The sequence below is a fragment of the Candidatus Sulfotelmatobacter sp. genome, from assembly GCA_035504415.1.
Lineage (GTDB): Bacteria > Vulcanimicrobiota > Vulcanimicrobiia > Vulcanimicrobiales > Vulcanimicrobiaceae > Vulcanimicrobium.
The window spans coordinates 159,946-173,506 of sequence record DATJRY010000011.1 but is presented as its reverse complement, the minus strand read 5'-3'; the positions used below and the strand labels follow the sequence as shown (position 1 = coordinate 173,506).

At 70.2% G+C, this 13,561-nt stretch carries 13 protein-coding genes; 8 read left to right on the top strand and 5 right to left on the bottom strand.

The window, feature by feature from the left end; genetic code table 11:
* Positions 1–42: 42 nt before the first annotated feature.
* From VMD91_07220 to VMD91_07205, 4 genes are read left to right on the top strand one after another with little or no spacing between them, the layout of a single operon-like run.
* The gene (locus VMD91_07220) at positions 43–1,161 is read left to right on the top strand and encodes a phosphopentomutase (GenBank protein HTW83839.1); all 1,119 of its coding nucleotides are present in this window, start codon (positions 43–45) and stop codon (positions 1,159–1,161) included.
* Positions 1,158–1,850, top strand: a complete 693-nt coding sequence (locus tag VMD91_07215; GenBank protein ID HTW83838.1) for a sugar transferase — start codon at positions 1,158–1,160, stop codon at positions 1,848–1,850. Before VMD91_07220 ends, VMD91_07215 begins: the two co-directional genes overlap by 4 nt.
* Entirely contained in the window at positions 1,831–3,459 is a 1,629-nt protein-coding gene (gene murJ, locus VMD91_07210; GenBank protein HTW83837.1) for a murein biosynthesis integral membrane protein MurJ, read from the top strand. The genes VMD91_07215 and murJ overlap by 20 nt, the downstream gene beginning before the upstream one ends.
* A gap of 37 nt (positions 3,460–3,496) precedes the next feature.
* On the top strand, positions 3,497–4,828 hold the full coding sequence (locus tag VMD91_07205) for a class I SAM-dependent methyltransferase (protein HTW83836.1): 1,332 nt from the start codon (positions 3,497–3,499) through the stop codon (positions 4,826–4,828).
* Positions 4,829–4,832: 4 nt separating this feature from the next.
* Here the strand turns inward: VMD91_07205 and VMD91_07200 are convergent, their stop codons facing one another.
* From VMD91_07200 to VMD91_07185, 4 genes are all read right to left on the bottom strand, one after another.
* Positions 4,833–5,258 (bottom strand): hypothetical protein, encoded by a 426-nt coding sequence (locus tag VMD91_07200; protein HTW83835.1) that lies wholly within the window; start codon positions 5,256–5,258, stop codon positions 4,833–4,835.
* Positions 5,259–5,340: 82 nt separating this feature from the next.
* Positions 5,341–6,192: a hypothetical protein gene (locus VMD91_07195; protein HTW83834.1), complete on the bottom strand. Its 852-nt coding sequence runs from the start codon at positions 6,190–6,192 to the stop codon at positions 5,341–5,343.
* Entirely contained in the window at positions 6,189–6,728 is a 540-nt protein-coding gene (locus VMD91_07190) for a zf-HC2 domain-containing protein (protein HTW83833.1), read from the bottom strand. Before VMD91_07190 ends, VMD91_07195 begins: the two co-directional genes overlap by 4 nt.
* The gene (locus VMD91_07185) at positions 6,709–7,362 is read right to left on the bottom strand and encodes a sigma-70 family RNA polymerase sigma factor (GenBank protein ID HTW83832.1); all 654 of its coding nucleotides are present in this window, start codon (positions 7,360–7,362) and stop codon (positions 6,709–6,711) included. The genes VMD91_07190 and VMD91_07185 overlap by 20 nt, the downstream gene beginning before the upstream one ends.
* 107 nt (positions 7,363–7,469) lie before the next feature.
* Here VMD91_07185 and VMD91_07180 point away from each other — a divergent pair, with 107 nt between their 5' ends.
* Entirely contained in the window at positions 7,470–8,501 is a 1,032-nt protein-coding gene (locus VMD91_07180; protein HTW83831.1) for an NAD-dependent epimerase/dehydratase, read from the top strand.
* Here VMD91_07180 and VMD91_07175 read toward each other — a convergent pair.
* Entirely contained in the window at positions 8,495–9,682 is a 1,188-nt protein-coding gene (locus tag VMD91_07175) for a phytanoyl-CoA dioxygenase family protein (GenBank protein ID HTW83830.1), read from the bottom strand. The genes VMD91_07180 and VMD91_07175 overlap by 7 nt on opposite strands.
* Before the next feature lie 104 nt (positions 9,683–9,786).
* Between VMD91_07175 and VMD91_07170 the strand changes: the two genes are divergently transcribed.
* The 3 genes from VMD91_07170 to dacB are packed head-to-tail and all read left to right on the top strand — an operon-like array spanning position 9,787 to position 13,561.
* Entirely contained in the window at positions 9,787–11,334 is a 1,548-nt protein-coding gene (locus VMD91_07170; GenBank protein HTW83829.1) for a lysine 5,6-aminomutase subunit alpha, read from the top strand.
* The gene (locus VMD91_07165; GenBank protein HTW83828.1) at positions 11,331–12,065 is read left to right on the top strand and encodes an OAM dimerization domain-containing protein; all 735 of its coding nucleotides are present in this window, start codon (positions 11,331–11,333) and stop codon (positions 12,063–12,065) included. The genes VMD91_07170 and VMD91_07165 overlap by 4 nt, the downstream gene beginning before the upstream one ends.
* Positions 12,062–13,561: a D-alanyl-D-alanine carboxypeptidase/D-alanyl-D-alanine-endopeptidase gene (gene dacB / locus VMD91_07160; GenBank protein ID HTW83827.1), complete on the top strand. Its 1,500-nt coding sequence runs from the start codon at positions 12,062–12,064 to the stop codon at positions 13,559–13,561. The genes VMD91_07165 and dacB overlap by 4 nt, the downstream gene beginning before the upstream one ends.

Genomic DNA, 13,561 nt, shown 5'->3' with positions numbered 1-13,561 from the left:
GGGAGGCGCGATCCTGCGCTGGATGGAACGGCGCCGAACGCCATGCCGCGCATTCTCGCCTTCGTTCTCGACTCCGCCGGCGTCGGTGCCCTCCCAGATGCTCAGGCCTACCACGACGCTTCCAACGCGAACACGATCGGGAACGTCGCCGCCCGCCTGGGGGGGCTGCGCATGCCTAATTTCGAGCGTTTGGGACTCGGTCACATCACCCCCATCCGAGGTATATCCGGCGACGCCCCCCCGCTCGCCGCGGTCGGTAAGATGAGGGAACGCTCAAAAGGGAAGGACACCATTACCGGCCATTGGGAAATGGCCGGTGTCGTGACGGAAGTCCCCTTCCCCACCTATCCGAGCGGCTTCCCGGCAGAGGTCGTCGAGGCGTTCACCGCGATCGTCGGCAAGCCGCCGTTGGGGAACATCCCGGCCTCGGGCACCGAGATCATCGCCGAGCTGGGCGAGGAGCACCAGCGGACGGGCCGCCCCATCCTGTACACCTCGGCCGACTCCGTCTTCCAGGTCGCGGCCCACGAGGAGACGGTCCCGCTGGCGACCCTCTACGACTGGTGCGAGAAGGCGCGGGCCATGCTGGTTCCCCCGCACGAGGTCAACCGCGTCATCGCCCGGCCGTTCACCGGCAGCCCCGGCGCCTACGTGCGCACCCCCAACCGCCGCGACTATGCGATCCCGCCGCCCGAGACCGTTTTGGACCGATTGGAACGGGCGGGTGTAGCCGTGCACGCGGTCGGGAAGATTTGCGATATCTACAGCGGTCACGGGATCCGCTCGTCAGTCCGCGTCGCCGACAACACGGAGGCCGTGGACCGCGCGCTGGCCCTGGCCGATGCCACAGAGCACGGGCTGGTGTTCGTCAACCTGAACGACTTCGACACGAAGTTCGGCCATCGGCGCGACGTGCGTGGGTACGGCGACGCGTTGATGCGTTTGGATGCGCGGATTCCCGAGCTGCTGGAGCGGATTCGCCCCGGCGACCGCCTGATGTTCACAGCCGACCACGGGTGCGATCCTACCCAGCCCGGCACGGACCACACCCGCGAGTACGTCCCGTACGTCGAGTACGGCGGCGGGGGCGCGCTGCTCGAGGTCATCGACGGGCTGGGCCACGTCGGCGAACGGTTCGAAGCCGTGCTGGGTCCGTCGTGAGCGCCGTCCAGACGCTGCCCCCGCCGGCGCGCCGGCGCGATGCCGGCGCGCTGCCCTACCCGGTGCCGGCCGCGCCGCCGCGGCCGGCCTGGCAGTACGCGCTCAAGCGCGGCTTCGACGTCGTCGTGGCGGCCGGCGTCCTGGTGATCACGGCGCCGGTCATGCTGGTGGCCGCATTGGCGATCGTCGCCGCCACCGGCGGCTCGCCGTGGTACGTGCAGGAGCGGGTCGGTATGAACGGGCGCCGCTTCCGTCTGTTCAAGCTGCGCACGATGATTCGCGACGCGCACGCGCGGCGCGAAGAGGTCGCGCACCTCAACGAGGTCGATGGTCCGGTCTTCAAGATCCGTCGCGATCCGCGCGTGCACGCCGTCGGCGCGCTGCTGCGGCGCACCAGCATCGACGAGCTGCCCAACTTCGTCAACGTGCTGCTCGGCGACATGTCGGTCGTCGGGCCGCGGCCACCGCTGCCCGAGGAGGTCGCGCACTACGACGCGGTCGCGATGCGCCGCCTGTGCATGCGCCCGGGGGTAACCTGCCTGTGGCAGATCTCGGGCCGTTCGGCGCTCTCGTTCGACGAGTGGATGGAGCTGGACAACCGCTACATCGACAGCTGGACCATCGGCGGCGATCTGCGCATCGTCTTGCGCACGATCCCGGAGGTCTTGGGTGGAACCGGCGCGCACTGAGCGCCACCTCCACGCCGTCCCTCCGCCCACGCCGACGGCCGTCGCCCGCTCGACCGTCCTGGTCATGGTCGCCACCCTCGCCTCGACGCTGCTCGGGTTCGGCCGCGAGCTCGTCAGCGCGCGCTACTTCGGGACGCGCTGGGAGCTCGACACCTTTCTCGCCGCGGCGACGGTGCCGACCATCCTGTTCGGCTTGTTCAACGGCGCGCTGGTGAGCGCGCTCGTCCCCGTCTTCAGCCACTACCTGGCCACCGGGCGCGACGAGGAAGGCTGGCGGCTCGCGAACACGATCGTCAACGTGCTCGCGATCGTGCTGGTGATCAGCTGCGCGGTCGGCTGGGTGCTGGCGCCGTGGTACGTCCCGCTGATCGCGCACGGCTTCCCGCCGCCGCAGATGTGGCTGGCGGTCCGCATGACGCGCTGGATGATGCCGAGCATCATCGGGACCTCGTTGGCCGGCGTGGTCGCCGCCGCGCTCAACGCGCATCACCGCTTCGGCTGGACCGCGCTGCAGGGGATCGCGATCAACCTGGTCACGATCGCGACCGTGGTCACGCTGTTCTCGCGCATCGGGATCTACGCGCTGGTGCTCGGGACGACGCTCGGGCTGTGCGCGCAGCTGCTCGTGCAGCTGCCCTCGTTCTTGCGGCTGGGCCGCTATCGGCCGACCATCGACCTGCGCCACCCCGGCTTGCGCCACATGCTCGAGATGCTGGGCCCGATCGTGGTCGGCTCGGCGGCCGGCCAGATCGCGCTGTTCTTCGACCGCTTCTTCGCCTCGACACTGCCGCCGGGCTACATCTCGGGGATCAACTACGCGACCAAGCTGGTCGGCTTCCCGCAGCAGATCTTCGCCGCCGCGATCGCGACCGTGATCTTCCCGCTGCTGGCCTCGCAGTTCGCGCGCGAGAACCACGCCGAGGTGCGGCGCAGCATCGTCACCGGGCTGCGGCTGGTGACCTTCATCGCGATCCCGGCCTCGCTGGGGCTGGCGGTGCTGGCGACGCCGATCGTGCGCACCCTGTTCGAGCGCGGACAGTTCGGCAACGCCTCGACGATCCTGACCGCCTACCTGCTGCCGATCGCGGCGGCCGGCCTGGTGGCGACCGCCGCCAACGTCGTGCTCAGCCGGTGCTGCTTCGCGTGCGGGGAGGTGCGGCTGACCGTCGTCATCTCGGTGCTGACGGTCGTGGTCAACATCGTGCTCTCGATGCTGTGGCTGGGCCCGTTCGGCGCGCGCGGACTGCTGGGCGCCAACGCCGTCAGCCAGTCGCTGCAGGCCGTGCTGCTGGGCATGCTGGTGTGGCGTCTGCTGGGCGGGTTCGACGTGCGGCTGTTGGCGCGAACGGTGGGCGGCGCACTGCTGTGCTCGGCGGCGATGGTGGCCGCGCTGCAGTGGCTGGCGACGTTCTCGACCGACCCGGTGCACCCGTTCGCCGCGGAAGCGCTGTACCTGTTGGGTCAGCTCTGCATCGGGGCGCTGGCGTTCCTCGCCGTCGCGCGTCTGCTCAAGCTCGACGAGGTCTCGCTGGTGGTGGGGCTGATCGTGAAGAAGTTCGAACGCCGTATCCCCAGCGCTCCGGAAAGCCGCGACGCCCCCATTGCCTAGTTTCCGCGTACGCCGCGCGGGTGCGAGGTCGAGCACGGTGGGTGCGGTCGACGTCGCCGACGGAAGTTTCGTGCGCGGCTGGGCCTACGACGTCGATCAGCGCGTGAGCGCTCGCGTTCGCATCGCCGTTGACGGGCAACTCGTCGGCGAGGTCCGCGGTCGCGACTATCGGCCCGATCTCGCGGACGCCGGACTCGGTGACGGCCGCTGCGGTTTTGCGTTTCGGCTCCCGCGCCGGCTCCGTGAGCGGCCGTTCGTCGTGACCGCGCGATTCACGTCCACCGGCTCGCTGTTGATCGGCGGCGAACGGTTGGTGGGCGGCGTACAGCTCGCCAAGGCGGAACTGTTCCAGAGCGCGCTCGCGAACGGGGTCTGGCGCATCGACAGCCTGCGCAGCTCCGGCGACGTGACGGTGCTCAGCGGCTGGGGCGTGCCGCCCTACGGCGTCGCGATGCCGGTCTCGCTGCTGCGCGACGGCGTCCTGCCGCTCTCGTTCGCGTCGGTCGATCGCCCGGACGTCGCCGCGTTCTTCGGGTTGGAGACGCTGAACACGCGCTTCGGCTTCGAAGCGACCTTCGCCAGCGTCGACGATGAAGACGGCGACCATGCGTATCGCTTCGTGAGCCTGCACACGAGCGCGCCGTTCGGTGGCTATCAGGGCATCCACTATTGGCGCGAGCGACTCGTAATGCCGGATGAGGGGCGCCGCCGGCGCGTCGCCGGCACGCCGGACCGCGACATGTTCCGGCGGATCGGCGGGACGACGTACGCACGCCTGGACCGCGCGCTGCAACAGTACTTCGGCCGTTCGTTCGCCGATGCGACCGCGATCCTCGACTGGGGCTCGGGTTGCGGCCGCGTGCTGCGCTACGTTCCGGCGCTGCAGGCAGTCACCGGCATCGACATCGACGCCGACAACGTCGCGTGGTGCCGCGAGAACATTCCGGGGGCGCGTTTCGAGCTGGTTCCGTTGCGGCCGCCGACCGGACTGCCTTCCGACACCTTCGACGTCGCCTTCGGCATCTCGGTGATGACCCACCTGACCGAGGAGAACCACCACGAGTGGCTCGCCGAGCTGCAGCGGGTCACGGCGCCGGGCGCCGCCGTGCTGTTGACGATCCACGGCGAGATGGCGTGGCTCGAAGGCCAGCTTCCGCTCGAGCAATACGCGCGGTGGCGTATGCGCGGCTATTACGTCGCCGGAAAGAACAGCGATCTCGACGATTCCGGCGCCGACGCGAGCCTGTACTACAACACCTTCGTCAGCCGGCGCTACGTCTTCGAAGAGTGGTCGCGCTATTTCGAGGTACTCGACGTGATCCCGGGCGCCGTCTTCAATCAGGACCTCGCGGTGCTGCGCCGCCGCTGAGCCGTTAGAAGCGCTTGACCTTGGCCAGATCGCTGGCGCGGAAGATCTGCTCGACCTGATCGATGTTGGTGTCCTTGGCGAAGTAACCGACGACGCTGCGGCCGTCCTGCAGCGCCTCGACGTAGTTCTCGACCTCGTCGTCCGGAATCTCGAAGTCGTCGAGGCGGTCGCTGAGCGACTCGTTGCGGAAGTACTGCGTGCCGTAGCCGCCGATCGCGGTGCCCTGCCCGGTGGTGATGCCGGGGACGCCGGTACCCTGTCCGGTGTCGCCGGTGATGAGCCCGGGATTGACGACGCCGCGCGACGCGTTGCCCGCGCCTTGCGTCGAATCGTCGGGGCCGATCAGTTGGAGCGGATCGAGCGGCAGTCCAGCCGCCTTGAGCGCGCCCTCCAACTTCGTGATGTCGCCGTTCTGAGAGATGCCGGTCACGACCAGGCCCACAACGTACCTCTTGCTCGCGGGGAAGGGAGTCAGGAGCCCCCGGTTTCGCTTCCCCGGACGAGGTGCCTCTTCAGCGCCAGCCTTGCATCGGAGGACCACCGATCGGCGCCCGGTGGACCGCCGTCTCGATCTGCGTCGAGCGCACGCAGGTCAGGATCGCGGCGCCCAGGCCGACCAGCCAAACCAGCGCGGTGACGAGCAAACCGACGCCGGGCACCGTCTCGGCGGCCGAGACGACGACCAGGCCGAGGATCAGCGCCAACAGCGGCGAGGGCGTCGTGCTGGGCATCACCAGCTCGCACAGCCGGCGCCCGATCACCAGCGCGATCGCTCCGGTGCCCAGCCACAAGCCGGCCAGCACCGCCAAGATCTCGACCGGCAAGAGCGGGATGCCGATCACGCTGATGCACAGGACGATCGCGATCGGGATGACGGCCAAGAACGCGAACACGCCGGTCGCGGCGGCCAGCGCCGGATGCCGCTCGACGCGATCGAGCGCGAGCCGCATGCGTAGCGGGAAAAGCAAGAACATCAGCAGCACGACCGCGCTCGAGGCGAACCGCCACAGCAGCGCGCGATCTTGCTCGGCGAAGCCGTAGCCGGCGTGCTCGCCGTTGACCCAGGGAATCGGCACGAAACCGCCCGGCCCGATGGTCGAGAGGTGTCCGCCGATCTCGCCGCCGTCGACCACCATGCAGTTGCCGAACACCGCGCTGCAGTTGCCGGTCACGATGCCGGCGATCTGCGCGTTGCCGAACACGACGTCGACGTCGCCGTCGACGACCTCGCCCGGCGGGACGTAGACGTCGCGGAAGACGCGCGTGACGCTGCCGCTCTGGCCGCGGACGTCGTCGGTCTGCGCTTGCGCCAGGCCCGTCAGCGCGACGAACGCCACGAGCAGCGCGAACAGGACCGTCTTCACGAGCGCAAGCGCGCGGTCAGCCGCGGCCGTACGACGATGATCCCGACCGCCAGCGCGCTCGCCAGTGCCACGCAGACCATGAACGCGAAGGTGGCCAGCGTTCCGAGCGAGCCGAAGGTGTCGAGCACGCGCGAGAGGACCACGCCCGCCGATCCCAGCGAGCGCAGCAGCGCGCGGCTGAGCGCCAGCGCCGTCGTGCCGAGCACGCGCATCGCCGCCGTCTCGACCAGGAACGCGGCGCCGATCAGCAGCCAGGCCGCGACGAGATAGCAGACCAGGTACGCGGCCAGGGGCGGCGCGCACACGTGCGGACGCGGCAGCGAGCGCACCTCGGCCATCGTCGCGAAGGTGAAGTTCGCCGGCAGCTCCGGCTCGGCGGGACCGGCCAGCAGCGCGTCGACGACGCGCAGCTCCTCGAACAGGCCGGCGCAGCGGCCGCAGGAACGCAAATGCGCGCGCACGCCCACCCGCTTGCGCGGCGGCAGCGTGTCGTCGAGATAGGCTTCGAACAGAAGCTCAGACGAGCTGCAGTTCACCATAGCCTCCGAGGGTCGAGCGCAGCGCCTGCGTCGGCGAGAGCCCGCGCGCGGCGGCTTCGCGTTCGCGCAGCTTGTGCGCCAGCGCCAGCTTGCCGCGATGGATCAGCGTCTTGACGTTGCCCAGCGAGAGCCCCATCGTGGTCGCGATCGTCTGATAGTCCATGTTGTCGTAGAAGCGCAGCGCAAGGATCGTGCGCGTGCGCTCCGGCAGCTCGGCGAGGGCGGCGCGCACCTCGGCTTCGGCCTCCGCGCGCAGCACGCCGCCGGCCGGATCGGCCTCGTGGGAGACGTCGGCCAGCGTGTTCTCGATCGTCTGGTCCTCGCCCAGCTCGGCCAGCGCGGGGCGGCGCAGCGAGCGGCCCAGGAACGTGCGCACGACGTTGCGCGCGATGTGATAGAGCCAGGTCGAGAAGCGGCCCAGGTCGGGGTTGAACGTGCCCAGGTGCGCGTACGCGCGCAGGAACGTCTCTTGGGTCAAGTCGGCGACGTCCGAACTCGAGCGGACCGAGGCGCCGATGAACGACGCGATGCCACGCTTGTAGCGCTCGACGAGGACGCCGAACGCGTCGCGCTCACCATCCAAAACCGCCTGGACGAGACCTTCGTCCGCGAGCTCGGGGACTGACTGCACAGCCATCCTACTCTCGAATACTCGCCCGCCGGTCGGGAAGTTTCCCAGCCCGGCACCAGGCGCGGGCGGGGGACTCCGCCGCCGCGCGGCCGTAGTGGGTCGCTCGCATGCACGTCCTGGTCACCGGCGGCGGAGGCTACATCGGCCTCGAGCTGTGCCGCCAACTGCTCGAGCGCGGCGACTCGGTCCGGGTCGTCGACCGGTTCTTCTTCGGGTCGAGTGCCCTGGACGAGCTGGCCGAGCGCTCGGACGGCCGCCTGACGGCGATCGCCGGCGACCTGCGCGACTGGGACGACGGCTGGCTCGAGGGGATCGACGGCGTCTCGCATTTGGCCGGCCTCTCCAACGACCCGACCGCGGAGTACAACCCCGACGCCAACTGGCAGATGAACGCGATCGCGACCGAGCGGCTGGGCGAGGCGTGTCGCCGGCGCGGGATCCGGCGGCTGGTGTTCGGCTCCTCGGCGTCGCTGTACGACGGGATCGGGCCGGGGATGTTCGACGAGCGGACCCCGGTCGAGCCGCGCGGCGCGTACTCGATCTCGAAGAAGTACGGTGAGGACGCGCTGCTGGCGCTGGCCGACGAGCGCTTCGGGCCGACGATCCTGCGCCAGGGAACCGTCTACGGCTGGTCGCCGCGGATGCGCTTCGACCTGGTCGTCAACACCTTCCTCAAGGACGCCGTCACGGTCGGCAAGCTGTACCTGCACGGCGGCGGTTGGCAGTGGCGTCCGCTGGTCGACGTCAGCGACGTCGCGCGCGCCCACGTCGTCTGCCTCAACGCCCCGCTGGAGTTGGTGCGCGGCCAGATCTTCAACGTGATGCAGGAGAACTATCAGGTGCGCCAGCTGGCGATGCTGGTCGCCGGTTCGCTCTCGCTGCGCGGGCGCCACGTCACGCTCGAAGAGGCGCCGTTGCCGAAGCTGGTGCGCGACTACCGCATGGCCAACCTCAAGATGACGCAGGCGCTGGGCTTCACGCCGGCCGTCACCGTGCTCGAGTCGATCGACGACATGCTGGCGAGACTGCCCCTGGACAACGTCGGCTGGCTGACGAACCCGCGCTGGTACAACATCGCCTGGATGACGATCCTCGAAGAGGCGCACGCCTCGCAGCGGCCCTTCGCTTCGATCTACTGAGGGCGCGGCGGTAGCTGGGCGACGCCGACCGTGAGCACGCGTCCGTCGTCAAGCTTTGCGTCGACGGTGAGGTGGTTGCGGCTGCGGTCGAGGTTGTCCAGGCCGATCCGCAGCTCGAAGCCGGCGACGGCCGTCCCCGGCTCGTGCAGCACCGCGGGCAAGTCGGGACGCGCCAAGCCGATGCGCGCGTCGTACCGTAAGCCGTCGGCCCGCGCCGCCACGGCGAGGACGCGGCCCGGGGAGCGAAGCTCGTAGGCCCATCCCCGCACGATCAGCGCGTTCCGCTCGACCTGCACGCCGTCGATCGATCCCGTGACCTTGCCGGACGAGGCCGGCCAGTCGTCGATGCTGCCACGGCGCGCGGGCGGGATGCCCGCCTCCGCGACGGCTTGCGGCGGGCGGTTGAGCCAAAGGCCCGCCCCCGCGCGCAAGACGGAGGCGCCCATCCACTCACAATCGCCGCGCGAGTAGAAGTGTGAGACCAGGCTCTTGCGTGTGCCGACCGGATTGATGATCGGCGCGCCGCCGTGGACCAGGCGCGCGTGCCAGATGAACGCGTCGCCGCGGCGCGCGAGGAGCTGCTCGCGGCGCAGCCCGCGCTCGGCGATCCCCGCTTCGATCGCGTTGGTCCAGAGCGACATCTCTTCCGGCACGCAGTGCTGCGAGCCGGTGGAAAAGCGGTACGGCGGCAACGCGTGGCTGGCGGGAACGTAAAACAGCGGGCCATTTTCGGGCAGCACGTCCTCGACGGCGATCCAGGTCGCAATGAGCGCGTCGTCGGTCTGCGGCGTCATGAACAACGTGTCGACGTGCATCGGCTGCGCCGTTCCCGTCTCGAGGGTGCGCGTGTTGCACAGCACGGGGGAATCGCCGAGCAGCGAGCAGAGGATCGGCACCATGCGCGGATCCAGGGCAGTGCGCCGGACGGTGTCCGAGAGCAGGTACAGATCGTTGAGCCGGTACCGGGTGCGCTCCGGACCCTCACAGGCGCAGAGCTGGACGCGCCGAGCGGTTGCCGTATCGTCGACGGTGACGTCGCGCGGTTTCTCCCGCCACATCCAGTCGGTGACGGCGTCGAGGTCGTCGATCTGCGCCGGGCTGTAGAAGCCGGGCAGGTGCAGGAAGCCGCGCTCGTTCCAGAACGCGTGCTGTTCGGCCGTCAGCGTGTCCAGCGTCACCATTGCGCACCGATTCGTTGGATCGGACAGCGACCCTCGGCGACCGATCGACGAAGCGATCGGGGGCGGAAACCGGATGGGGGGCCCGGAACGTTGGGCAAAGCGCCATGGAGCTCCGTATTGATGCCGGTCAGGTCGCGGAAGCGCGCCGTCTGGCTCGCGCCATCGTCGACCCGATCGCCGCCTTCATCGCCACCCACTCGACGCTGAGCGTCGAGCGGGCGGTCGCTCGTCTGTGCGGAATCGACGGGGTCGACGCCGACGGCGTCCCGCTGGCGAACCGGCTCGTCGACGCCCTGGCGGCGCGCGAGCAGGGCGTCGCCCGCGCGCTCGGCGCGGCGCTCGCCGAAACGGGCCGCACGCCGCAGCAGATCGCCGAGGCGGTCGCCGCCGGCGAGCCGCTGCCCGACCCGGCCGCGACGCCCGAGGCGGCGCTGCGGGCCGCGCTCGCGCCGTACGTCGAGCGCGGCATGGCGCGGATCGACGCGACCCGCGTGGAGCGCGCCGCGCGGTTGGCGCGCCTCCCGCAAGCGCCGCCGCCGCTGCTCTACGTCATCGTCGCGAGCGGCAACATCTACGAAGATCGCACCGCCGCGGTGGCCGCCGCCGAGGCCGGCGCGCAGATCATCGCGGTCATCCGCTCGACCGCGCAGTCGCTGCTCGACTACGTCCCCTACGGCGCCACCACCGAAGGCTTCGGCGGCACCTACGCGACGCAGGAGAACTTCCGCATCATGCGCGTCGCGCTCGACGAGGTCTCCGAGCGCCTGGGCCGCTATGTGATGCTGACCAACTACGCCAGCGGTCTGTGCATGCCGGAGATCGCGGCGACCGCGGCGCTCGAGCGGCTCGACATGCTGCTCAACGACTCGATGTACGGCATCCTGTTCCGCGACATCAACATGCAGCGCACCTTCGTCGACCAGCACTTCTCGCGCCAGCTCAACGCGCGCAGCGGGATCATCATCAACACCGGCGAGGACAACTATCTGACGACCGCGGACGCGGTCGAACAGGCGCCCGCGGTGCTGGCCTCGCAGTTCGTCAACGAGGCGTTCGCGCATCGCGCCGGTCTGCCGGACGCGCAGATCGGGCTGGGCGACGCGTACGAGATCGACCCCGATCTCGAAGACGGTTTCTTGTTCCAAGTCGCGCAGGCGCAGTTGGCGCGTCAGATCTTCCCGCACGCGCCGCTCAAGTACATGCCGCCGACCAAGCACATGACGGGCGACATCTTCAAGGGCCACTTGATCGACGCGCTCTTCAACCTGACCTCGGTCATCACGAACCAGACGATCCACCTGTGCGGGATGCTGACCGAGGCGATCCATACGCCGTTCTTGGGCGATCGCGCGCTGGCGCTGGAGAACGCGCGCTACGTGATGGGCACCGCGCGCCACTTCGGCGAGGAGATCGAGTTCAAGTCCGGCGGGCGCATCGAACGGCGCGCGCAGGACGTCCTGACCGGCGCGCTGCGCCTGCTCGAACGCGTCGAAGAGCGCGGCCTGATGGCCGCCATCGAAGACGGCAGCTTCGCCGACGTGCGCCGCCCGCGCGAGGGCGGCCGCGGCTTCGAGGGCGTCTTCGCCAAGGCGCCCACGTACTGGAACCCGTTCGCCGACGCGCTGGCCGGCGAGCTGGCGGCCGCGCCGTGAGCCTGGTCAAGCCGTACGGCGACACGCTCGACGACGGCGCCGTCCAGCTCTCGTTCACGCTGCCGATCGCGTGGAGCGAAGCCGCCGACGAAGCGGCGCGGCAGCTCGTCGCCAAGATGGGCTTCACCGACGTCGCGGTCGTCGAAGGCCGCGCCATCGCCGCCGGTTTCTCGTTCTTCGTCGTGTACGCGCGCACGCCGGTCGCGATCGACGTCTCGACGGTCGCCGTCCCGGCGGCCGCGCGCGACGCGCTGGCGATGGACCAGGTCGACGCGCTGATCGCGCAGCGGGTCGGGCGCAAGCTCAAGGTCGTGGGCGCCTGCATCGGGACCGACGCGCACACGGTCGGGATCGACGCGATCCTCAACATGAAGGGCTACAAGGGCGATTACGGTCTGGAGCGGTACCACGGCTTCGACGTGTACAATCTCGGAAGCCAGATCGCCGTCGAGGATCTCGTCCGCTTCGCCAAGGAGCGCGAGGTCGACGCGATCCTCGCCTCGCAGGTCGTCACCCAGAAGGGCAGCGACATCGCGAACTTCACCGCGCTGGGCGAGCTGCTCGAGGCCGAGCACCTGCGCGAGCGCGTGGTGCTGATCGCCGGCGGCCCGCGGGTGACCAACCTGCTGGCGGCCGAGCTCGGCTACGACGCCGGCTTCGGACGCGGGACGCTCCCCAGCGAGGTCGCGACCTTCATCGCGCGTCGCGTCGCCGAGCGCGTCCCGGCGTGACGCGCGCCGCGCTCGCGCTGCTCGCGATCGGCGTGGCGCTGGCGGCGAGCGCGCCCGCGCTGGCCGTCGACCGCGCCCTGGGCGCCAACGTCCCCAAGCCCGTCGCCAGCGGCGAGCCGTGGACCGATCAGCAGATCGCCGCGCTGGCGGCCAACGTCGACGTCACGCTCAGCGGCGCGACGACGCTGCACGGCGCGCACGTCGGCTTGTACGCGGTCGACGCGCGCGACGGCCGCGTCCTCTACGAGCGCAACGCCGACGACGCGTTCCAGCCGGCCTCCTCGCTCAAGCTGCTGGTCGGGAGCGCGGCGCTCGAGCGGCTGGGTCCCGACTACCGGTTCCGCACCACGCTGGTGGCCAACGGGCCGGTCAAGGACGGCATACTGCAGGGGCAGCTGATCCTGCGCGCGGGCAACGATCCGTTCCTCGACCAGGCCGATTTCGAAGCGGCCGCGAGCGCGGTCGCCGCGGCGGGCATTCGCGGCGTCATGTCGGTGGTCATCGACGAAGGCCGCGACACGCCGCCCGGCTATCCGCCGGGATGGACGTGGGACGATTTCGCCTACTATTACGCGCCGGTCGTCGGTGCGCTGGCGTTCGAGGAGAACGTCGTGCACCTGACGGTGACGCCGGGCGCGAAAGGCGGCGATCCGCCCGCGGTCAGCGCCGCGCCGGTTGCCCCGTGTGCGATCGTCGACGCGGCCAGCACCGTCGCGGCGGGGACGAGCGACACGATCGACGTCGCGCGCACGCCGTCGGGCTGCATCGCGGTCACCGGCGTGATTCCGCTCGGCGGCGCGCCCGACCACGTCGACGCGGCCGTGTCGAGTCCGGCCGCCTACGCGCTGACCGCGCTCGACACCGCGCTCTCGCACCACGGCATTCCGGTCGCCACGACCTTCGCTCCCGCCACGCAGCCCGTCCCGCCGCAGCGACCCGACGCGAAGGTGGTGTGGTCGCACGACTCCGAGCCGCTGAGCGACGTGCTGGCCGACATGTGGTTCCCCAGCGACAACCTGGTCGCCGAGATGCTGCTGCGGGAGCTGGCGGTCGCGGTCGACGGGCCGCCCGGGAGCGCCGTCAACGGCATCGCGTTCGAGAAGACGTGGCTGGCGGGTATGGGTGTCGACGTGAACGCGATCACCCTGGTCGACGGCAGCGGCCTCTCGGTCTACGACCGCATCACCCCGCACGACGTCGTCGCGATCCTGCAGCACGATTGGAACGGCGCCGATCGCGACCTGGTGCTCGACGACTTGCCGATCGCCGCGGTGCGCGGCACGCTCAAGGACGACTTCCCGAGCGACAGCCCGACGGCCGGTCACCTGTTCGCCAAGAGCGGCTCGCTCTCGCACGTCCGCACCATGGCGGGCTACGCCGTCAACGCCAAGCACGGGACCGTCATCTTCGCGTTCGACGTCGACGACTGGGTCGGCGATCCGGCCGCGCTCGCCGACGTGCGCGCGCACGTCCTCGCGCACTTCGTCACCGACTGA

Coding starts and splice junctions, on each gene's coding strand:
- VMD91_07220 (HTW83839.1), top strand. CDS start 43: ATGCCGCGCATTCTCGCCTTCGTTCTCGACTCCGCCGGCGTCGGTGCC.
- VMD91_07180 (HTW83831.1), top strand. CDS start 7,470: ATGCACGTCCTGGTCACCGGCGGCGGAGGCTACATCGGCCTCGAGCTG.
- VMD91_07175 (HTW83830.1), bottom strand. CDS start 9,682: ATGGTGACGCTGGACACGCTGACGGCCGAACAGCACGCGTTCTGGAAC.
- VMD91_07170 (HTW83829.1), top strand. CDS start 9,787: ATGGAGCTCCGTATTGATGCCGGTCAGGTCGCGGAAGCGCGCCGTCTG.